Annotated in this window: 17 protein-coding genes; 8 read left to right on the plus strand and 9 right to left on the minus strand. The window is 36.3% G+C overall.

The window, feature by feature from the left end:
• Positions 1–275 precede the first annotated feature (275 nt).
• Positions 276–2765 carry a toxin-antitoxin system YwqK family antitoxin gene (locus OMO38_RS03750; RefSeq protein ID WP_264748882.1) on the minus strand — a complete coding sequence of 830 codons (2490 nt, stop codon included), beginning with the start codon at positions 2763–2765 and terminating at the stop codon, positions 276–278.
• Positions 2766–3081: 316 nt separating this feature from the next.
• On the opposite strand from OMO38_RS03750, the gene OMO38_RS03755 reads away from it, so the two are divergent.
• Positions 3082–5277, plus strand: a complete 2196-nt coding sequence (locus OMO38_RS03755; protein WP_264748883.1) for a glutamine synthetase III family protein — start codon at positions 3082–3084, stop codon at positions 5275–5277.
• A gap of 340 nt (positions 5278–5617) precedes the next feature.
• The gene (locus tag OMO38_RS03760; protein WP_264748884.1) at positions 5618–6307 is read left to right on the plus strand and encodes a C40 family peptidase; all 690 of its coding nucleotides are present in this window, start codon (positions 5618–5620) and stop codon (positions 6305–6307) included.
• A 281-nt stretch (positions 6308–6588) separates the two neighbouring features.
• On the opposite strand, the gene OMO38_RS03765 is transcribed toward OMO38_RS03760, so the two are convergent.
• From OMO38_RS03765 to OMO38_RS03790, 6 genes are all read right to left on the minus strand, one after another.
• Complete coding sequence (locus tag OMO38_RS03765; RefSeq protein WP_264748885.1) at positions 6589–7170, minus strand: pentapeptide repeat-containing protein; 582 nt, start codon at positions 7168–7170, stop codon at positions 6589–6591.
• A 132-nt stretch (positions 7171–7302) separates the two neighbouring features.
• Positions 7303–8550, minus strand: coding sequence for a rod shape-determining protein RodA (rodA, locus tag OMO38_RS03770; protein WP_264748886.1), 1248 nt, complete (start codon positions 8548–8550; stop codon positions 7303–7305).
• Complete coding sequence (locus OMO38_RS03775; RefSeq protein WP_264748887.1) at positions 8547–10574, minus strand: penicillin-binding transpeptidase domain-containing protein; 2028 nt, start codon at positions 10572–10574, stop codon at positions 8547–8549. Before OMO38_RS03775 ends, rodA begins: the two co-directional genes overlap by 4 nt.
• A complete protein-coding gene (locus OMO38_RS03780; RefSeq protein WP_264748888.1) occupies positions 10571–11077 on the minus strand; it encodes a rod shape-determining protein MreD in 507 nt (168 codons plus the stop codon). The genes OMO38_RS03775 and OMO38_RS03780 overlap by 4 nt, the downstream gene beginning before the upstream one ends.
• A complete protein-coding gene (gene mreC, locus OMO38_RS03785) occupies positions 11070–11924 on the minus strand; it encodes a rod shape-determining protein MreC (protein WP_264748889.1) in 855 nt (284 codons plus the stop codon). Before mreC ends, OMO38_RS03780 begins: the two co-directional genes overlap by 8 nt.
• 28 nt (positions 11925–11952) lie before the next feature.
• Positions 11953–12978 carry a rod shape-determining protein gene (locus OMO38_RS03790; protein WP_050378070.1) on the minus strand — a complete coding sequence of 342 codons (1026 nt, stop codon included), beginning with the start codon at positions 12976–12978 and terminating at the stop codon, positions 11953–11955.
• Positions 12979–13204: 226 nt separating this feature from the next.
• Here OMO38_RS03790 and hemA point away from each other — a divergent pair, with 226 nt between their 5' ends.
• The 6 genes from hemA to hemE all read left to right on the plus strand — a co-directional run bounded on the left by hemA (position 13205) and on the right by hemE (position 18706).
• Entirely contained in the window at positions 13205–14479 is a 1275-nt protein-coding gene (gene hemA, locus OMO38_RS03795) for a glutamyl-tRNA reductase (RefSeq protein WP_264748890.1), read from the plus strand.
• Positions 14466–15374 carry a hydroxymethylbilane synthase gene (gene hemC, locus OMO38_RS03800; protein ID WP_264748891.1) on the plus strand — a complete coding sequence of 303 codons (909 nt, stop codon included), beginning with the start codon at positions 14466–14468 and terminating at the stop codon, positions 15372–15374. Before hemA ends, hemC begins: the two co-directional genes overlap by 14 nt.
• Before the next feature lie 169 nt (positions 15375–15543).
• Positions 15544–16125 (plus strand): DUF1287 domain-containing protein, encoded by a 582-nt coding sequence (locus tag OMO38_RS03805; RefSeq protein WP_264748892.1) that lies wholly within the window; start codon positions 15544–15546, stop codon positions 16123–16125.
• A 5-nt stretch (positions 16126–16130) separates the two neighbouring features.
• Positions 16131–16793: a peptidoglycan recognition protein family protein gene (locus OMO38_RS03810; RefSeq protein ID WP_264748893.1), complete on the plus strand. Its 663-nt coding sequence runs from the start codon at positions 16131–16133 to the stop codon at positions 16791–16793.
• A gap of 157 nt (positions 16794–16950) precedes the next feature.
• Positions 16951–17631 carry a uroporphyrinogen-III synthase gene (locus OMO38_RS03815; RefSeq protein ID WP_264748894.1) on the plus strand — a complete coding sequence of 227 codons (681 nt, stop codon included), beginning with the start codon at positions 16951–16953 and terminating at the stop codon, positions 17629–17631.
• Positions 17632–17674: 43 nt separating this feature from the next.
• Positions 17675–18706, plus strand: a complete 1032-nt coding sequence (gene hemE / locus OMO38_RS03820) for a uroporphyrinogen decarboxylase (protein ID WP_264748895.1) — start codon at positions 17675–17677, stop codon at positions 18704–18706.
• Between the two features lie 194 nt (positions 18707–18900).
• Here hemE and OMO38_RS03825 read toward each other — a convergent pair whose 3' ends face one another.
• Positions 18901–20016 carry a retropepsin-like aspartic protease gene (locus tag OMO38_RS03825; protein WP_264748896.1) on the minus strand — a complete coding sequence of 372 codons (1116 nt, stop codon included), beginning with the start codon at positions 20014–20016 and terminating at the stop codon, positions 18901–18903.
• Positions 20017–20063: 47 nt separating this feature from the next.
• Positions 20064–21284: an aminotransferase class V-fold PLP-dependent enzyme gene (locus OMO38_RS03830; protein WP_264748897.1), complete on the minus strand. Its 1221-nt coding sequence runs from the start codon at positions 21282–21284 to the stop codon at positions 20064–20066.
• Between the last annotated feature and the right edge of the window lie 33 nt (positions 21285–21317).

Below are 21317 nucleotides of genomic sequence, written 5' to 3' on the forward strand. Positions count from 1 at the left end.
GTTTCTGTTGAGAAAGAATTTTGGAATAAGTTTTATTCATATTGCTTCTACGCATTAATCGATCTTAAATATGCGTCAAATTTTAACCTCAAGATCTCCACCGCATTTAGTTGCTAACTTTATAATTTTGGAAATTGTAAAATTTATACTTGAAATGCTTTTGTTTTTAAAACGCAGGGATACACAAAGAATTCATGAGAATAAGCATTGAGACTAAGCTAAACAATGCCGTTTCACTTATTTCCGAAATACAAAGCTTCAAAATGCAGTTGCGATTAATTATCTATATTCTTAATGATAGTCTCCATTTTTTCTACGGTGACTTTCTCTACGGTTTTCATCAGTTTTCTATTCATATAGAATTGTACAGTATACGTATTATTTTGTGTGGGAGTAATCAGAATTCCGTCTTTGGGTTTTCCTTCAGCATCCATCTGAATTCCCGTGATGATACGGTTTTCGTCGGTGTCTTCAATAAATTTGTTGCCTGAAATTTTCTCTGCCAACCTATTGAAGTTCTCCTGAAGACCTGAAGTTTCATTCACCATCGTATAAACTTTGTAGAACAACTCAGTTCCTTCCATCGGCTCCATCGATTCATCAACCGGATTTACAGTACTTGAGACAATTTTTCCGTCTTTCTCGTGATAAACAATAATGCTTTCTTTATACTTTGAATCTAAATAATCTTTTCTGGTACCGTCAACTACTCTTCCATCGATAGAAAGCTGTTTGTTAAACGTGTTTTTGGATGGGTCAATTTTAATTTCAGCCTTTCTGTTTGCCTGCATATCGCTAATTTCAATCGTATTATTTTTCATTTCAAAATGAAGCCTGTTAAAATAATGCATTGCAAACAAATCCCAGTCGAACGCCTGCAACACTCCGCTTTTCCAGTATTTTGTGGTAAACTGCTTTTCATTTAGTTTGTATTCTACACCATCAGTTATTTTTCCTTCTTTGTAGGTTGATTTAATGTTGTAATTCTGATGTCTGTAATTATCCATGTTTTTCAGATAATCGTTTGAATACTGAAATTTCAGAATCCCATTTTCGTAATAATTGACCTGCTTAAATTCACGGTTATCATCTGTTTCAAAATATCCTGAGAACGGTTTGCCATTTTTAAAAACACCTTCATAAGAACTTTGTGGCCTTTCTGAAATATCAAAAGAAAAATCTTTAACCTTTACGAGGATTCCATTTTCATACAGTTTTTGCTTCCGAATGTTATCCTTATTATATGTATCTTTAAAATACGTCTCTTCTGTAATTTTTCCGTTTTTGAAAACCGAAGTTTTCTCACTTTCAATCAAGGTTCCGCTGTATGGCTCATCATTTTTATACTCTAAAGCTCCCACAACTTTTCCGTCATCATAGAAAGTAGTGATTCCGTTGAGTTTTTCATTTTGGATGGTGTAGGTTTTTTCTAAATTCTCCAGTCTGTAACCAAACACTTTCTGCAGACCGGTTTTTTTAAAATTTTCAACATTGATTAATTCATAGGTGTCAGAACGGTTTTCATTATCTTCAATAAAAGTTCCGTTAAAAGGTTTTCCGTTTTTGTAAATTCCTTTTGCAACAACTTCCCCGTTTTCATTTTTCACGACCGCTTCTCCTTCTCTTATACCGTTTGTGTAATTTTGATTGACAAGCATTCCGCCTACTCTCACGTCGAAATTTCCGTTAAATGGTTCGTTTTTTTTATACACTCTTTTGCTTTTCACAGATCCATTTTCGTTAAAGACGGTTTCTACACCTTCTTTATATCCGGTTTTATAATTGGTTTCGAAAGAAACATTTCCATTTGGAAAATAAACGATCTCTTTCCCTGACTTTTCACCTTTACTAAAATCTGAAACAGACTTAATACCGGTCGCAAAGTTATTTTGAAGATAATATCGATATTCAGCGCCGTTTTCAATGTCATTTCCATATTGTTTGAACTGAGTTTCATTTAAAGACTGAATCAATTTCCCGGTTTTATCGTAATTTTTTCTAGCAGTAGGTTTAAAATCATACGCGCCGATTTCATAAACCGTTTCCTGAGCCAATTGCTTTGAGTTGACCCAAAATATTTTTTCTGAAACGGTTTTTCTGTTTTTCGTGCTTTTCGAAAGATTTTCACCTTGATAGACTGCCATTTCTACCTTTTGAGGTTCAACAGTTGTTGTCTGAACAACTACCGGAGGCGGAGACGAAACCATTACCCCTTCGGTCGTCTCCAGAATTTTAACGTCTGTAACTTCTTCACTAGTTGAATTATAATCGTAGTCATCACTTTGTCTTACTCTTTCAAAACTTCCGCTTTCGGGTTTACCTTTTGCATAAATCCCTTTCATTAAAACCGTTCCATCGTTTGCGTAGATTATGGCTTCACCATCCTTCACACCATTTTTGTACTGAACTTTTTTGCGGATTTTACCATTAGTGTGGTAATATAATAAGGTAGCGCTGTTGGTGTCGTTACGGTACTGTCTGAAATTCTCGTCATTCCCGTTTGCGTCATACCAGATCACATCTCCAACGTAGGAATGCTCATTTTCTTTCAAGGTATAGCCTTCAAACTGTGGTGTTCCGTTCATATAAAAATCTTGAAGCAAAACGAGATCGCCACTTCCCTTCAGCGGCATAGGACGGTAGAATGAAGCACTTGCCTTCGTTGTCACTTCCCAATCTTTGTCATAATAGATAGGATCTGCTTTTTGAGAAAACAGCATCTGCACGCAAAGGCAGGAAACAGTTAGAATCAATTTTTTTATCATTTGGTTTTGATTTATTCAAAAATAAGGATTCTAAAGCATGATGTACTTATATATTCAGAAGATTTGTTGAACTTCCATCGCAGAAATTATTGAAGTGTGTTTTGAAAAGCATTTTAACAGACAAAACTATTCTTCAACGCAATGTTTTATATTTCTTTTAAATAAAAATTAATTTAATCTCAACAACCCCCATATTGAAATAGGGGTATTTAATAGTTCACAATAAAACAATTTATCAAATAGTCTAAAAAAATTAGGGGTATTTTCTTTTCGATTCATTTTTTTCGTAAATTTGCGCCATAAAATTCAACACTATATGTCAACTTTAAGATTTAAAGCTTTAGAAACTTTACCATTCAAGGACTTTAGAAAAGATAATTCAGTAGAAATTCCTGCTAAGTTATCAGAATTATTTTGTGAAAATGTATTCTCTGAAAACACAATGAGAGAATATTTAACAAAAGAAGCATTCCAATCTATCATGGATGCTATTAAAAAAGGAAGTAAAATCCAGAGACTAATTGCAGATCAGGTAGCAGTAGCTATGAAAGACTGGGCAATGAGCAAAGGAGTTACTCACTACACGCACTGGTTTCAGCCATTAACTGGAAGCACTGCAGAAAAGCATGATTCATTCTTTACTCCTATCGAAGGTGGTAGAGCGATCGAAAGATTCAGCGGAAACTTATTGATTCAGCAGGAGCCTGATGCATCTTCTTTCCCGAACGGTGGTATCAGAAACACGTTTGAAGCAAGAGGTTATACGGCTTGGGATCCTACATCTCCTGCATTTATTATGGGAACAACTTTATGTATCCCTTCAATCTTTATCTCTTACACAGGAGAAACTTTAGATTACAAAGCACCTTTATTGAGAGCTTTGCACGCTGTAGACGAGGCTGCAACAAACGTAATGCAGTATTTCGACAAAAATGTAACGAAAGTAACTCCTACTTTAGGTTGGGAGCAAGAATATTTCCTGGTTGATTCAGCATTGTATCAATCCCGTCCGGATCTGGTTTTAACTGGTAAAACTTTATTAGGACACTCTCCTGCTAAAGGACAGCAGTTGGATGACCACTATTTCGGTTCGATTCCTACGAGAGTCATGAATTTCATGAAAGAACTGGAAGTTGAATGTATGAAACTGGGAATTCCGGTTACTACAAGACACAACGAGGTGGCTCCAAACCAATTTGAGCTGGCTCCGATGTTTGAAGAAGTAAACGTTGCTGTTGATCACAATTCTTTATTGATGGACGTTATGGCAAGAATTGCTCACAGACACCATTTCCACATTTTATTCCACGAAAAACCTTTCGCAGGTGTAAACGGAAGCGGAAAACACAACAACTGGTCTTTGGCAACTGATACAGGTGAAAACCTTTTGAGCCCGGGAAAAAACCCAAAGAAAAACTTACAGTTTTTAACATTCTTCGTAAATACAATTAAAGCTGTTCATGAGTACGCAGATCTTTTAAGAGCAAGTATTGCTTCTGCAAGCAACGATCACAGATTGGGTGCAAACGAAGCTCCACCGGCAATTATTTCTGTATTTATCGGAAGCCAACTGTTCAGAGTTTTGGAAGAGCTTGAAAAAGTAACAGAAGGGAAACTTTCACCGGACGAAAAAACAGATCTTAAATTAAATGTAGTTGGAAAAATCCCAGAAATTCTGTTGGATAATACTGACAGAAACAGAACTTCTCCATTTGCATTTACAGGAAATAAATTCGAGATCAGAGCGGTAGGTTCTTCTGCAAACTGTGCAGAATCTATGACCGTAATGAACACGATTGCCGCAAAACAGTTAAGCGATTTCAAAATAGAAGTAGATGCTTTAATTGAAACTGGTCTTAAAAAAGATGAAGCGATTTTCAATGTATTGAGAGAATACATCAAGCAGTGTAAAAACATTATGTTTGAAGGAGACGGATATTCTGACGACTGGGCTTTAGAGGCTGAAAAAAGAGGCTTAAACAACTGGAAAACTACTCCTGAAGCTTTGAAGCAGGAAATGAACCAGAAATTCCTTGACCTTTATGAAGAAATCGGAATCTTCAATCACAGAGAAGTTGAAGCAAGAAACGAAATTAAATTAGAAAAATATTCAACAGTAATCGATATTGAGGCAAGAGTATTAAGTGATATTGCAAGAAACCACATCATACCTTCGGCTTTAAACTATCAGAACAGACTGATTGAAAACGTAAGAGGTCTTAAAGAAATTTTTGATGATAAAGAATTCAAAACTCTTGCTAAAGAGCAGATGAGCTTAATCACACAGATTTCCGGAAACATTTCTAAAATTAAATTAGGTGTTGAAGATCTTATGAAAGCGAGAGAAGCTGCAAAAGCAACGTCTGAAAGCCAAAAGCAGGCAGAACTATACTGCACAAGCGTTATTCCGTTATTTGATCCGATCAGAGAAGCATCTGACGATCTTGAAATGATGGTTGATGATGAGCTTTGGCCGATGACGAAATATAGAGAAATGTTATTTACAAGATAACATCTGTAAAGTTCCATATTAGTGAAGGTTCCCCGTTTGCGCGGGGGACTTTTTTTATGTCTTTTTAACAGAAAAAATCTAATTGGGTGATTTTAAGGAACTCCGATTAATAAAGGAAAGTAAATATATTATGTTAAAAAATCTTAATAAAAAAAACGCCACATTCACCAAAACAGGCGCTTAGCAGCTACTTTTTCTTTAACATACATCTATTAGATGTTAAAATGTGTTAAAACACAAACATGACAATAATCATATCGAGGCTGTCTTATATGGAATATCTACTTTTGTAGGGCTTTAGAGAAATAAATATTTCTTTTTCAACCGGAAATTAAAAAATATGAAGAAAAGAGTTTTGTTTTATTTAGTTGCTTTTGTTTCTACAATATCACTACAATCATGCGTTACGAATTACGTAGTTTCAAAACCGGCAACTTACACTAAGGAATACAAAACAGATGCCAAACTAGCTGCAATAGACACTAAGATCGAGAGTGATAAAAAGTTGTTAATCAACTCTTTCATCTCTGAAAAAGCAGTGGCCATCGCAAACGCAAAAACCTCTTTAAAAAATTCTGAAATCGCAAAAGCGATTAAACACAATAAGACGATTGATAACATCTTAACAGAAGCTTCAACGTACTTAGGAACTCCTTACAGATACGGAGGAACCACAAGAAACGGAATCGACTGTTCAGCATTTGTATTATCAGTATTCGGAGCAGCAGCCGGTCTTACTTTACCAAGAGTTGCAGCATCTCAGTCTCAGGAAGGGGAAGCTATCGACAAAGAAAACCTTCAGAAAGGAGACTTAATTTTCTTCTCTCACGGCAAAAGAATTTCTCACGTAGGAATTGTGGAAGACGTAACTGAAGAAGGAGAGGTAAAATTCATCCACGCAGCCACTTCAAAAGGAGTAATGATCTCTTCACTGAATGATTCTTACTGGGGACCTAAATTCAGGTTTGCCAAAAGAGTGATCAATGAGAACGGAGAAAGCTACAACAACTTAGCCTCTACTAGATTTTAGTCTTAAATAATTGATTTATATAAACGAAGCCATCAAAATTTGATGGCTTTAATTTTTGGTTACAAATGGAGCTTACCATTAAGCATTAAATACTCTTACACATAATCGCACATTAGCCTGATTGAGCATTTGCTTCAAAAATTAGCTTTAACCAAAACCTTGAATAAGATTATAAATTGGGGATTAAAGCTATTTTCCGAGCGGTATTTTTTTTAAAACGGACTCAGATAGCCGGCCAATGATTCGTATGGCAAATAAACTTTCGTTTTAAATAATTGTAATCAGCTGTTTTTATCGATTTCTATATCAAAACGACGTAAGAGACCCTGAACTTCAGAAAGTGAAAATTTCGTCTTCTTTAGCCTGTTTGAATCCGGATTAATTGTATAACTGAATGATGACCTAAGATCGGCCTTCTCCAGATTTGTTCTTTCGAAGGTCGCGCCGTTTAAATCACAGTTCGACAGCACAGAATTTGACAGGTTAGATTCAGCAAAATCTACTTCAATCAGTTTGCAATTTTTAAAAAGCGTTCTTTTGATGGACGTTTTATAAAAAACAGAATTATTTAAGGCACATCCTTCAAATCTGAACGACATTCCAAACTCGTTACAGTCATCGAAATGCATTCCGAACATTTTGCAGTCCCGGAAAATGACATCGCGGAAAGCGGTTCCTGTCAGTTTAGTCATGCTTAAATTGCAGTCGGTAAATTCGCAATCTGTAAACTTAAATTGAGATAGGTCAGCGTATTCAAAATTACAGTTCTGAAAACTGCAGTTTTCGTATTCACCTGTTTGTAGTGGTGTTTCAGCAAAAGTTATTTGGTTATAATTCTGATCTACCGAGTAAGCTTCGTTCATCAACTATAAAGATTTTATATAATGAAATATTAATAGAAATCTGATTCCGCTGATTGTGCAGATTTTGTAGGTTCAAATTAAAAAATCCAGAAAGAAAGTCACTTTCAATCATCCTTCTTCCAACTCCCAGCTCTAAACCAGACTGTTTTTATCAGCGTAATTCAATTTAAAGAAAATAAAAGTCAGCATCGAAAAAGCGAGCAATGAACTTCCTCCATAACTAAAATAAGGCAATGGAATACCTACGGTTGGAAACAGACCCATAACCATGCCTAAATTGATCGAAAAGTGCATGAGAAGAATGGAGGCAAACGAATACCCAAAAACTCTGTTAAAGGTAGATTTCTGCTTTTCTGCGAGGTAATAGATTCTCCCAATGTAAACCATGTATGATAGAACAAGTATGGTACTGCCAAGAAATCCCCATTCTTCACCTACGGTACAAAAAATATAATCGGTTTCCTGCTCTGGAACAAATTTTCCCTGAGTTACGGAACCTTCACGAAAACCTTTTCCGAACATTCCACCGGAACCGATGGCTGTTTTAGAATAAAGAAGGTTATATCCGGAAGTATCACGGAATTCGCGTTCTCCCTTGTAGAGAACTTCAACCCTTTCCTGCTGGTGCTTAGGGAGCTTCTCAAAAATAACGGGCGAAATGAATGACAATGCGGCCAATAGCAGAATTATCCCGACACCCGGTAAAAGTGTGTAAATATTTTTACGAAGAAAAGCTGCGTTAAATGCAAACCACAGTCCACCTACTACAATAATAAATAATGTAAAATACCAAAGACTCCATTCCAGAGGATCGTTGAGATAATTGGCTAAAAGGAAAACAATTCCGAAAAGTCCCCCAACGAGAAAGAGTTTCCCACTGAGACCTTCACGGTATAAAGCGATAAAAAATGCCGTAAATACCAATAGTGAACCAACATCAGGAATTGAAAGCACCACAATTGCAGGAATGCCTATTATGGCCAGAACTGCTATAAGCGATGTTCTGTTTTTTAAATTAAATTCAGATCCTGAAACATAATTAGCCAGCATTAAAGCTACTCCAATCTTCGAAAATTCTACAGGCTGCATGGTAAAACTTCCGAATTTGTACCAGTTTTTCTGACCTAAGATTTCAGTTCCGAAAACATGAAGACCGGCAAGAAGAATAACCCCACCAATATAAATGATTCCAGACATATTTTCGAAAAATTTGCTTCGGCTGAAAAATATAATCAACCCAACAAATAAAGAAATTCCGAAAAAGATCAATTGTTTTTTCCCTAAGCCTTCATCTACACTGTAGATATTGGCAATTGCAAAAATACAGAGCATCAAGTATAAGCCGAGACCTAATTTGTCTATTCCTTCTGTCCACTTCATTGTTTCAAAGGTTTTTTAGATTCAACTTTCTTCTTAGCTTCTAATTTTTCTTTAGCTTTTTTTATCAGATTTAAGCTGTCCTGTATTCTTTTAAGCTTTACAGAATCAGGTTTAGGTTCTTTATAAAGTCCTTTTCTTTTTAAATCTGCGACCCACTGTCTTTTATATTCAGGCATGAAACTCGCCGTGACCATTTTTTTATAGAGCTGTTCTCTTTTCAGATCTCCAGTAATAAATTTTTCGGCAATTACTGTGGATGCGGGTCCGGCCCAGGTGGCACCAAATCCGGCGTGTTCCATTACGGCAACTACAACAATTTTCGGTTTGTCTGCAGGAGCAATTAACACAAAAATCGAGTTATCTTTTCCCTGAGGAACCTGTGCAGTTCCTGTTTTTGCCAACTGCGTAAAATCATTTGATTTCAGACCTCTTGCTGTACCTCTCAAAACCACAGCTTCCATCCCTTTTAAGACAGGATCAAAATGTTTGGGATCAACCAGCGTTTTATGTTTCACCTTAAATCTGGGATCCGGATTGGGTTTACCGTCAATCGATTTTACAATATGTGGAGTGTAGTACCATCCTCTATTGGCAATAGCAGAAACATAATTGGCTAACTGCAGCGGAGTTACCATAACGTCACCTTGGCCCATCCCGTTGTAAATGGCTCCGGTAGACATTTCGTCCCAATTTTTATAATCGGCTTTCGTAGAACCGTTTGCTTTAATAATGGCTTTAAATCTTCTTTCGTAAAAATCTCCTGAAGGAATTCTGCCTTTTGCACCTACCGCAAAATCATTATTTAAGTATTCTCCTACTCCGAAACTGCTCATTATCTTTTTCCATTCATCTACACCTTTGGAAGGATTTCCCGGATATTTTTTGATGATAGCGATAAAAGCATAGGTGAAAAAACAGTTACTTGAAACCTGAATAGAAGGGATTAATGGATCTGCTCCACCGTGACCTTTAATTCTTTTTCCTTTGTAATAAAAACCACCACCACAAGGGAAAATTGTTTTTTCATCCATTACGCCCATCTGCATTGCTGCCAGAGCTGTTAACAATTTAAATGTAGAGCCTGGAGGATAACCTGCCTGTAGCGATCTGTCAAACGTTGGTTTGTTTTCGTAGATCGTATCTTTTGAAAGAGCGTATAAATTTTTAGACTTGTTAGGTCCGGTGAAAAGATTGGGATCAATATCCGGTCCGGTTGCGGCAACCAAGACTTCACCGTTATTTGGATCTATTGCGACGATTGCCCCATGTTTATTTACCATCATCTCTTCAGCAATTCTCTGAAGGTCATAATCGATGGTCAAAGTGATATCTTTTCCTGTGATCACATCACGGTCTAAGGTTCCGTTTTTATACGGACCTACATTTCGAAGTTTAATATCTTTCTGAATGTATTTTATTCCCTTTACACCGCGAAGTTCCTTTTCGTAAGATTTCTCAATTCCTGTTTTTCCGATGAGGTCACCAGGAAGATAGTAGGTAGAATCTTTTTTAATCTCTCTGTCATTGACTTCACTGGTGTATCCCAGAAGGTTCCCTGATGTGGAAACTTCATATTGCCTTTGCGGACGCTGAACAATACTGAAAGCGGGGTATTTAAATATAATCTCCTGAACTCTCGCAATTTCTTCTCTGCTGAGGTCTTTGATGAAAGTCATCGGAGTCAGTTTAGAATAGTATTTTTCTTTCTTAATTAAATTAATTTTTTTAATAAAATCTCTTTTATCAATTTTCATTAAACTGCAGAAAGACAGGGTATCAAAGTCAGGTTTCATCAATGCCTGAGTGAAAGAAATCTCATAAGCAGGCTGGTTTCCCACCATAATTTTTCCGTTTCTGTCGAAAATAACTCCACGTTGAGGAATGACGTATTCGGTTTTAATTGAAGTATTGGCAGCATTGAGTGCGTACCGATCCGTAAACAACTGTAAATAAGAAAGTCTTGCCACAAAAATGATAGCAAGAATGATGAGAACAGATAAGATTTTTATATGGCGTGTGTTCAAACTTTCTGTTTGATTTTAAAAATTAATGCGTAAACTATGATAAATATAAAAGAAATTGCACTAGTTACCAACACATTAAGCAAGATTTCGAAAATTCTGCTGAATTTAAAAAATTCAACATACTGCACCAAAAGCTGATGCAAAAATATACTTGAAGAGAGGAACAATAAAAACTGTGTCCACTGTAATGATTGAAACGAGAAGAAATCTGTAGAAGTATCTGTAGAAGTTCTGAATATTAAAGTTCTGAAATAGGCAATTACCGTCGTCGCCAAAGCATTGATTCCCCACGAATACAGAAAAGCGTCAATAGACAAACCTATTAAGAAGCTTAACGCTAAAAACTGAAATTTATTTCTAAAAAAAGGATAAAACATAACGAACACCGGATATAAGACCGGAGTGTATTTACCAAATAAGGTAATCCTGTTCAGTACAAATATCTGTAACGCCACAAGAAACATCATGATCAAAAGATCTGTAAACAAAGTTCTGCTAATCATTTTCTTTTTTTATTACAGCCTGCATGGTATCGCTTATTTTCTGCACTTCAGCTTTCTTCAGATTTTTAACGACATACACTTTATTCAGAGCGCCCATTTTCTCACTCAATTCCACAGAAATATCCCAAAAACCGGTCTGGTTGTCAACAGAATATCCTGCTACAGTTCCGATCATCACGCCTTTAGGAAAAATAGCTGATTTGCCGTCTGTTATAATCGTATCTCCAATTTTTAATGAAACATATTTAGGAACATCTGAAAGATGCATCACGCGTGAGTTGTCGCCCCTCCAGGTTAAAGTACCAAAATACCCTGATTTTTTGAGAGCAGCATTAATTCTGATTTTATTGACACTTAAAACAGACTGTACCAAAGCATAACTGTCTGTAGAATTGATGACGATTCCTGCGATTCCTTTAGGAGCCATAACGCCCATCTGTGGAAGAACACCGTCTCGCTTTCCGCGATTGATGGTAAAGTAATTGTTTCGTCGGTTGATACTGTTGAAAACAATTTCACCGTCTACGAATGTATAGATTTGTCCGCCTCCTAAGGTATCATGCACTTTTCGGAAAACGGGATTTTTACCACCCTGCTTTCCGTACAGCTCAATCATTAAGGCTTTATTCTGCGCTACGAGACCTTCGTTAGTCTGCTTCAGTTTCAGATAAGAAACTCCTTCATCAATGTATCCTGACACCCACGAATTGAAAGCAGCAGTTTCGCCCGCAAGCCACGATCTCTGCATTGCATTTTTAGAGAATATAAGAATGAGAGCAATAATTTGCAGAAAGATAAAGAAGACAAATAGAGCATTCTTTGAAAATAATCTCAGCAAAAATCCCATTCAGATAAAGAGTCGTAAAAAGTTAAAATTATTTAATTAAGAAATTGAATTTATCCATATTCTTAAGTGCGATACCTGTACCACGTACAACGGCTCTCAAAGGATCTTCAGCTACGAAAACCGGAAGACCTGTTTTCTTGTGAAGCCTGTCTGCAAGACCTCTTAGCAGAGCACCACCGCCTGCAAGATAAATACCTGTTTTGTAAATATCGGCAGCAAGTTCCGGAGGAGTCAGAGAAAGAGTTTCCATTACAGAATCTTCAATTCTGATAATTGATTTATCCAGAGCACGAGCAATTTCTTTGTACCCAACCATAATTTCTTTTGGCTTACCGGTAATGAGATCTCTACCCTGTACCGGAATATCATCGATATCTACATCAAGATCTTCAACAGCAGAACCTACTTCGATTTTTACTCTCTCAGCAGTTCTTTCACCGATATAAAGATTGTGGTGTGTTCTTAAGAAATAAGCAATATCATTGGTAAATACGTCACCCGCAATTTTCACAGATTTATCACAAACAATACCTCCCAAAGCGACAACAGCGATTTCGGTGGTACCACCACCTATGTCGATAATCATATTCCCTTCAGGTTTCTGTACATCAATACCTACTCCTATTGCAGCAGCCATTGGCTCATAAATCAATCTTACTTCTTTTGCGTTTACTTTCTGTGCAGAATCTCTTACCGCTCTTTTCTCAACCTCTGTAATTCCGGAAGGAATACAGATTACGATTCTTAAAGCCGGCTGAATAAATCTGCCTTTGATTCCCGGAATTTTCTTAATAAATTCCTTAATCATATGCTCAGAAGCATGGAAATCTGCAATAACACCGTCTTTCAAAGGACGGATCGTTTTTATATCTTCATGAGTTTTACCCTGCATATGTTTTGCCTGCTCCCCCACCGCTATCGGTCTCCCCGTAGAACGCTCAATCGCTACAATTGAAGGCTGATCGATAACAATTTTATTATTATGGATAATAAGCGTGTTGGCAGTTCCAAGGTCTATCGCAATTTCTTGCGTAAACATATCGAATAAACTCATAATTTTGTCCTGATTTAAGTTTACAAAGATATAAATTTAAGACTACTAATGAATAATTTAGTTAATATAATTTGGTTAAAATTTTATTAAAATTTAAATTTTTCATTAACCTTTTGTTTCTCTAATTCTTACGGCATTTGCACATTTATTTATAGCTTTTCACGATATTTATCATATACAATATCAGCAGAGGCTTAATTTAAAAATACTTAAATTTGCAATGCTTATGATACAGTATTCTAACATACATCAGACGACAAATTTCGCTGTGCTTTCAGTGAGTTATGAGAAGGCAGATGTAGAAACGAGGGGCAAATTTGCCTTCTTCGACGAAAACATCAAAAACTTTGTTACCCGAATTCATAACGAAAATCTTGGGGACGCTTTTGTGGTTTCCACGTGCAACAGAACAGAGATTTATACAACGACATCCAACTATCTTTTTGTGGCTGAAGAATACTGCAAAACGATTGGTGTTAACCTATCAGATTTTTTGCCTTTTGCCAATATTTTAACAAAAGAGGAAGCGCTTAAACATCTGTTCAGAGTGGCGGCCGGTTTAGAAAGTCAGATCATCGGTGATTTTGAAATTATCGGACAGATTAAGAAAGCTTACGCCCGATTTAAAAAAGAAAGACAGAATTCGAATCCTTATCTTGAGCGTTCTATCAACTCTGCGATTCAGATTTCAAAAAGAATCAAAAACGAGACAGGAATTTCCAACGGAGCAGCTTCAGTTTCTTATGCGGCAGTGCATTATATTCTAAATAATCAGAAAAAACTGACCGAAAAAAACATCCTTCTTCTCGGAGTAGGCGAAATCGGACAAAACACGGTTGAAAATTTGGTAAAACACGTATATCAGCCCAAAATTAAAATTGCCAACCGTACGCAGGAAACAGCAGCAAAAATTTCAGAAAAATATAATATTCCAAATATTGATTACGCAGATTTCGATCAGGAAATTGAGAATACTGACATTTTGATTGTGGCAACCGGCGCAAAGACTCCAATCATCAACAAATCTCATTTTCAAAATGGAAGAGAAACTCTGGTGATTGATCTTTCAATTCCGCATAATGTTGATAAAAATGTTTCTGAATTGAGTCATGTGACTTTAATTGATGTGGATGAACTTTCGAAACAGATTCAGCAAACCATCCAGCAACGGGAAAAAGAAATTCCGAAAGCTGAAAAAATCATCAAGGAAATGACCAAGGACTTTCTTGAATGGGAAAAAAAGAGAAAACTGGCGCCCAACATTCATCATTTCAAAGCAGTCTTAAAAAATATGGAGCGCAATGAGATGCACAATTTCTACAGAAAAAATAAGTACATCAATATCAACGACATGGAGCTTTCTGAGAAAATGATTCAGAAAATTACCAATCGTTTTGCAAAATATATCATCGATAATCCTCTAAAAGCCGAAGAAATTAGTAAATTAATGCACGAAATATTAGTTGAACAACCCAATAATGAATTCAATGAAAAGCATTAGGATAGGAACCAGAAATTCGGCACTTGCCCTTTGGCAGGCCAGAGAAGTTGCGAGGCACTTACAGAACCACAATTACCTTACAGAGATTACTCCCATCGTTTCTTCGGGAGACAAAAATTTAAATCAACCATTATACTCTTTAGGAATAACAGGTGTTTTTACAAGAGATCTTGATATCGCATTGCTGAATGACGAAATAGATATTGCTGTACACTCTCTGAAGGACATCCCTACACAGCTTCCACACAATATCGAATTGATCGCCCATCTTGAAAGAGATTATCCGCAGGATGTTTTAATAAGAAGACAATCTGCAAAAGACAAAGAGTTTCACGAGCTGAAATTGGCAACAAGTAGTTTGAGAAGACGTGCCTTTTGGTCAAAACATTATCCTGACACTCAGTTTTTTGACATCAGAGGAAATATCCAGACGAGATTACAAAAACTGGAAGAGCAGGACTTCGATGCAACCATCCTGTCATTAGCCGGAATCAAGAGAATGAAAATGGATATCAACTACGAGATGCTTCCCGTAATGATTCCTGCGGCTGCACAGGGCGTTATTGCCATTGCCGGACATTCTGAAAAACCTGAGATCAACGAAATTTTACAGTCTATCAATCATAAGCAGACCCAAATATGTGTAGAGATGGAAAGAAATTTCCTGAGCACACTGGAAGGTGGCTGTACGGCTCCGATTGGTGCTTTTGCTGAGAAAATTGAAAACCAAATTCGTTTTAAAGGAGCCCTCTGCTCACTTGATGGCAAAAACTACATCGCCATCGACGAAAGCTTTGAATATAATGAAGAAGAAAATTTCGGTGAAAAATTTGCCAACATTGTACTGGAAAATGGCGGAAGAGAATTAATGGCCGAGATTAAAAGTCAGCTGTAATTTTGAACATTCACCACTTAAATTTATAATTTCTAAAGAATTTGTTTGGCAAACGCGCGAATTGAGATTTTTACGAATCTTAACATTTCTTTATGTCTAAAGTATCTCAGTGTTTAGAATTAATTTTTGAACTTTACAGAATTGTTTTTAATTCAAAAGTTTCAAGCCGATGAAAAAGTACTTTTCTATTCTCATTATTCTGCTTTTTGTTTTTACGGCAAATGCACAGAATCAGTTTGCCCAAAAACTATCTGATGCTGCTTTGAGTTTAACCAGAGACAGAGTTACCTACGACCCGACTTATTTCAGCATAAAATATCCCAACGGTGATGTTCCTGCAGATAAAGGCGTATGTACAGACGTGGTTATTCGTGCGTATCGGAAAATGGGGATCGATCTTCAGAAGGAAGTACATGAAGACATGAAGCAAAACTTTTCCAAATACCCGAAAAACTGGGGTCTGAAAAGACCCGATACCAATATCGACCACAGAAGGGTTCCCAATCTGAGAGTTTTTTTTGCGAAATTCGGGAAATCAAAATCTACAGAGATTAACCCGGCACTTTATGCTCCAGGCGACATCGTAACATGGCTTCTTCCGGGAAATTTAGCGCACATCGGAATTGTAGTCAATAAAAAATCGGCCGATGGGAAAAGATATCTGATCGTCCACAACATTGGCGGCGGACAGGTGATAGAAGACTGTCTGTTTAAATTTAACATCACAGGACATTATCAATATCAAAAATAACTTTCATGAAGAATCTTATCTGCGTTTTATTTTTATTGATCTTAAATTTTTCTTCTGCACAGCTAAGCGATTTTAAAATTGTCAATAAGCCCATCAATTATTCTGAGGAGAGAGTTCGTCTTAGCTTAGAATATCTGAAAGATCATCACGGCTTAACTCAAAAAACACCTACGATTGTACCGAAAATGATTGTTCTGCATTACACGGCAGGCGGAACGATAGAGAGCAACCACAAATATTTCAACAAAACCCATCTTGAGAACGCCAGAAATACTTTAAAAAAGCAAAGCACACTCAACGTTTCTTCACAATACATCGTCGACCGCGATGGCACGATTTATCAACTGATGGAACCCAACATGTTTGCAAGACACACTATCGGCCTAAATTACTGCGCCATCGGAGTGGAAAATATCGGAAGTAAAAAACAGCCACTGACAGAAAAGCAAGTTGCCGCAAATGCACAGCTGGTAAGATATTTAACTAAAAAATACAAGATCGAATATCTAATCGGACATTCAGAATACGGAGTTTTCAGAAATTCTAATCTCTGGAAAGAATCTGATCCGAAATATTTTACAGGAAAAGAAGATCCCGGCAAAGATTTTATGAGCAAAGTAAGGCTTCAGGTCGCTGATTTAAAATTAAAAGACAAGCCCGTTAATTAAAAACTTTATAGGCTTTGGTAAGTGAAATGTCTTTGCCTCAAATTATTATTTTTGAATCGGCTAAACTTCGTTTTGCGAATTTAAAAACAGTTAGTATTAAAAAATCTTTGCGCTCTTTGCGTTAGAAGCTTCTGCATTATCAAAGATCAATATTTAAATGAACATTTTATTTACCAAAAACATAGATTCAGAATTGCTTTCCAAAGAATTGGGAGGCGATATCTCTTTTGACTGTGTTGAGGTAATTCAAATTGAAAATCTGAACGTTGAGGCATTTGATTTAAAAGATCACTCCCTGATTTTTACCAGCTTAAATGGCGTTAAATCTTTTTTTGAGAACCAGTTTAAACCAAACGAAGATTTTGCGACTAAAAATTACAATAAAATCTACTGCGTTGGTGAGAAAACAAAAAAAGAGCTTAGGAAAAACGGTTTCGGAACTTTTAAGGTTTTAAAAAACGCGGAAACACTTTCTAAATTCATTATCGAGCATTGTCAGCATGAGAAATTTATTCATTTCTGTGGAAATCTTGCCATTGATGTGTTAGATAAAAGCCTTCCACTGCAAAATATCAGTTACCGGAAAGTCACTGTTTACACAACAAAAGAAATCAATCCTGTGATACCTGAAAAATATCATGCAATAGTTTTTTTTAGCCCAAGTGGAGTTCGTAGTTTTGCGAAAAATAATTCTTTAGACAATATGCTTCTTTTTTCAATTGGAGAAACTACCTCTAAAGAACTGAGAAAACATACAAAATCAGATATTTTTACAAGTAAAAAAAATACTTTATCAAACCTGTTGCTGATTATCAAAGATGCTTTAAGTAATCATTAATTTAAAGCAATCTGCTGAAAACCAACAACTACCAACTAAGATTATGATTAAAAACGACCTATATTTAAAAGCACTCCGTGGTGAAACCGTAGAAAGACCACCGGTTTGGATGATGAGACAGGCCGGAAGATACCTACCGGAATTCATTGCACTTCGTGACAAATACGATTTTTTCACAAGATGTCAGACTCCCGAACTGGCTTCTGAGATTACTGTTCAGCCGATCAGAAGATATCCTTTGGATGCTGCGATCTTATTTTCCGACATCTTAGTGGTTCCTCAGGCAATGGGAATTGATTTTAAAATGAAAGAAAATGTCGGTCCGTGGTTGGATAATCCCATCAGAACAATGGAAGACGTGCAGAATGTTATTGTTCCGGATGTGAATGATACTTTAGGTTATGTTTTTGATGCCATCGAACTGACTTTAATTAAATTAGACAACGAAATTCCATTGATTGGTTTTGCGGGTTCTCCATGGACATTACTTTGTTATTGCGTAGAAGGAAAAGGAAGTAAGGCGTTTGATATTGCAAAATCTTTCTGTTTCCAGCAGCCGGAAGCTGCACATTTGTTACTTCAGAAAATTACCGATACTACGATTGCTTACCTGAAAAGAAAAGTGGAAAAAGGTGTTTCTGCAGTTCAGGTTTTCGATTCCTGGGGTGGAATGCTTTCTCCACAGGATTATCAGGAATTCTCGTGGCAGTACATCAACCAGATTGTTGAAGCTTTAGCTCCACTGACGCACGTTGTCGTATTCGGGAAAGGGTGCTGGTTTGCCTTGGAAGACATGACGATGTCACCGGTTTCTGCTTTGGGTGTAGACTGGACGATTAAACCGGAATTGGCTAGAACATTAACCAATCATACAATGACGCTGCAAGGAAATTTTGATCCTGCAAGATTACATTCCACTCCTGAAACCATTAAAAAAATGGTGAACGAGATGATTAACCGTTTTGGCAAAGACCGATATATTGCCAACCTTGGTCACGGAATTCTACCGAATATCCCTTTGGAAAATGCAGAAGCGTTTATTAGAGCGGTGGTGGATTGGAAGCCGAATAATTAATCATTTTATCTAGCACAGATATTATACAGCATCTTTGTCATTCCGCAGGAATCTAAGCTTAGAAGTAAATAGTTTTATATAAAATTCACAGTTTAGATTCCTACGGAATGACAAACAAAATATATCACTTAAGCTCAAATTAATAAAACAAAATCCCTTTCAACTTTTTGCGAAAGGGATTTTATTTTATCATTCTAATTCAAATATTCTAAAATATTTTTCTTTTCAAGTTTAAATTCTTTTCCAGAGTCAACCTGAAATGTGATGATCGTGCTACTGTCTCTCGTTCTTTTAACCTGACAAAAAGTAACACTATTTATATTGGTCGTGTTAATATTATTTATTTTAATAATTTTATCTCCTACATTCAATTCTGACAATTGAGGTATTTTTAATTTATTTACAATAACTAAATGATTTTCTACGGGAGCAAAAGCAATTCCGAAACTATTGTATTCTGGAGTTTTATCCGTTGTATGAAGAACAATTTTTTTGTTAATAAAATCTAATTCAATGAGGTAGTTCTCCATAAATTTCGTGCCCACTAAATTTCGGGAATCTGAACTGGTATCAATAATCTGATTGCCTAAGTCAGTTTGGCTTATTTCAATTTTCATCAAATCAAGATACCTTTCTCCTTTACTCACGCTACTCAAGGACTGCGACAAAAGTCCTTCAAAAGTCAGAAAATTATTATCTTTTACCAATTGATAAGATTTTGAATCGAGCGTAAATCCTGAGCCTGCTCCAGTATCAAAAAATACATTGAAATTTTGGCTTCTTATATTGAGATTGATAGTTGGAACATGAGTGAAACTTTCCTCAGAAAAAGGAATTAATACTGATTGTGCAGAACTTTGAACAACTTTATCCGAAATAATAATTGTCTTGGCTGTAAAATCAAGACTCCATACTTTATTGTTCATCATATTGGCTCCGAAAATTCCGCTGATTTTTCTACATGCACGAGAATCCATCCAACCAATATCAGCAAATGAAAAATCTACATTTTTAAATTTCAAATCAGATACCTTCAAGTCATTGGTTGAGAAAACATCCATTGTAGATTTGGAGTTGTTAGCGTCTGTAGCTTCAAAAATGATATTGCTTTTCTTTGCATTCAACGAACCCTTTAGTTCAGAAGAAATTATCGTTAAAGCACCGGTATCAAAAATAAAATTGTGCTTCTTATTTTTAATATCCACATTAATGATCATTTTCCCGTCGATATATTCAAAAGGAATGGTCGTTGCACTTAAAAATAACGGAATGATTAAAAATGCAAGAGCATAAAGATTTTTATATTTCATCACAGTATAAAAATAAAGACTGCTTCGGATAAACAGTCTTTGAGTTATTAAGAAAGCATTCTCTGTGCTTTTTTTACACCTTCTACCAACAGATCAATTTCCTCAAAAGTATTGTAAACCGCAAAACTTGCTCTTACCGTTCCTGCGATATCAAAGAAATCCATAATCGGCTGAGTACAATGATGACCTGTTCTTACGGCCACACCCATTTTATCGAGAATCATTCCGACATCAGAAGAAATACCCATTCCAATTAGATTAAATGAAACAACTCCGGTTCTGTTCGCATTTTCACCATACACTTTTAATCCTTCAATTTCCAACAGATGTTTCTGAGCATATTGAAGCAGAGCATTTTCGTGATTCTGTATGTTTTCATGACCGACCTTATTGATGAAGTCAACGGCAGCACCGAGAGCGATATTCCCGCCCACATTTGGTGTTCCGGCTTCATATTTAAAAGGTAAACCAGCATACGTCGTCCTGTCGAATGAGCAAACTGCAATCATCTCTCCTCCACCGTGGAAAGGTGGCAGATCTTCAAGAACTGCCTGCTTCCCGTATAAAATGCCGGTTCCCATTGGAGCGTACATTTTATGCCCAGAAAAGACAAAAAAATCGCAGTCTAAAGCCTGAACATCAATTTTAAAATGTGGCGCTGACTGAGCGCCGTCAATTACGATATAAGCATCTGAATTAGCTCTTGTTTTCGCAATAATTTCCTCAATCGGATTTACAATTCCCAAAGCATTGGAAACTTGATTTACGGAAACAACTTTCGTTTTTTCACTTAAAAATTCGTCTAAATAATCCAACTGCAGGACTCCGTTTTCATCAATTGGGATAACACGAAGTTTTGCTCCGGTTCTTTCACATAACAATTGCCACGGAACGATATTCGAGTGATGCTCCAGGTAAGAAATGATTATTTCGTCGTCTTTTTTAAGCTTTTGAGTTAAAATATAGGCGATCAGGTTGATTCCTTCGGTAGTTCCTTTGGTGAAAATGACCTCAAAATCGTGTTCAGCATTGATGAACTTCTGAATTTTTCTTCTCGAAAGTTCCATTTCCTCAGTTGCCAGCTGGCTCAATGTATGAATTCCTCTATGGACGTTAGCATTAAACTCTGTATAGTATTGATTCCAAACTTCAAGAACTGAATTTGGTTTCTGCGATGTTGCTGCATTATCTAGGTACACCAATGGCTTACCGTTCACCTGCTGGTTTAATATAGAAAACTGACTTCTTATTTCCTGAATGTCAAACATTTATTATATTTTTTATTATTAAACGTTCTAATT

It is taken from the genome of Chryseobacterium kimseyorum, assembly GCF_025971945.1.
GTDB classification, from domain to species: domain Bacteria; phylum Bacteroidota; class Bacteroidia; order Flavobacteriales; family Weeksellaceae; genus Chryseobacterium; species Chryseobacterium kimseyorum.

What these genes read in the sequence shown, in the direction of transcription:
- OMO38_RS03750 (WP_264748882.1), bottom strand. Translation starts at nt 2,765, where the DNA reads ATGATAAAAAAATTGATTCTAACTGTTTCCTGCCTTTGCGTGCAGATG.
- OMO38_RS03755 (WP_264748883.1), top strand. Translation starts at nt 3,082, where the DNA reads ATGTCAACTTTAAGATTTAAAGCTTTAGAAACTTTACCATTCAAGGAC.
- OMO38_RS03760 (WP_264748884.1), top strand. Translation starts at nt 5,618, where the DNA reads ATGAAGAAAAGAGTTTTGTTTTATTTAGTTGCTTTTGTTTCTACAATA.
- OMO38_RS03765 (WP_264748885.1), bottom strand. Translation starts at nt 7,170, where the DNA reads ATGAACGAAGCTTACTCGGTAGATCAGAATTATAACCAAATAACTTTT.
- rodA (WP_264748886.1), bottom strand. Translation starts at nt 8,550, where the DNA reads ATGAAGTGGACAGAAGGAATAGACAAATTAGGTCTCGGCTTATACTTG.
- OMO38_RS03780 (WP_264748888.1), bottom strand. Translation starts at nt 11,077, where the DNA reads ATGATTAGCAGAACTTTGTTTACAGATCTTTTGATCATGATGTTTCTT.
- mreC (WP_264748889.1), bottom strand. Translation starts at nt 11,924, where the DNA reads ATGGGATTTTTGCTGAGATTATTTTCAAAGAATGCTCTATTTGTCTTC.
- OMO38_RS03790 (WP_050378070.1), bottom strand. Translation starts at nt 12,978, where the DNA reads ATGAGTTTATTCGATATGTTTACGCAAGAAATTGCGATAGACCTTGGA.
- hemA (WP_264748890.1), top strand. Translation starts at nt 13,205, where the DNA reads ATGATACAGTATTCTAACATACATCAGACGACAAATTTCGCTGTGCTT.
- hemC (WP_264748891.1), top strand. Translation starts at nt 14,466, where the DNA reads ATGAAAAGCATTAGGATAGGAACCAGAAATTCGGCACTTGCCCTTTGG.
- OMO38_RS03805 (WP_264748892.1), top strand. Translation starts at nt 15,544, where the DNA reads ATGAAAAAGTACTTTTCTATTCTCATTATTCTGCTTTTTGTTTTTACG.
- OMO38_RS03810 (WP_264748893.1), top strand. Translation starts at nt 16,131, where the DNA reads ATGAAGAATCTTATCTGCGTTTTATTTTTATTGATCTTAAATTTTTCT.
- OMO38_RS03815 (WP_264748894.1), top strand. Translation starts at nt 16,951, where the DNA reads ATGAACATTTTATTTACCAAAAACATAGATTCAGAATTGCTTTCCAAA.
- hemE (WP_264748895.1), top strand. Translation starts at nt 17,675, where the DNA reads ATGATTAAAAACGACCTATATTTAAAAGCACTCCGTGGTGAAACCGTA.
- OMO38_RS03825 (WP_264748896.1), bottom strand. Translation starts at nt 20,016, where the DNA reads ATGAAATATAAAAATCTTTATGCTCTTGCATTTTTAATCATTCCGTTA.
- OMO38_RS03830 (WP_264748897.1), bottom strand. Translation starts at nt 21,284, where the DNA reads ATGTTTGACATTCAGGAAATAAGAAGTCAGTTTTCTATATTAAACCAG.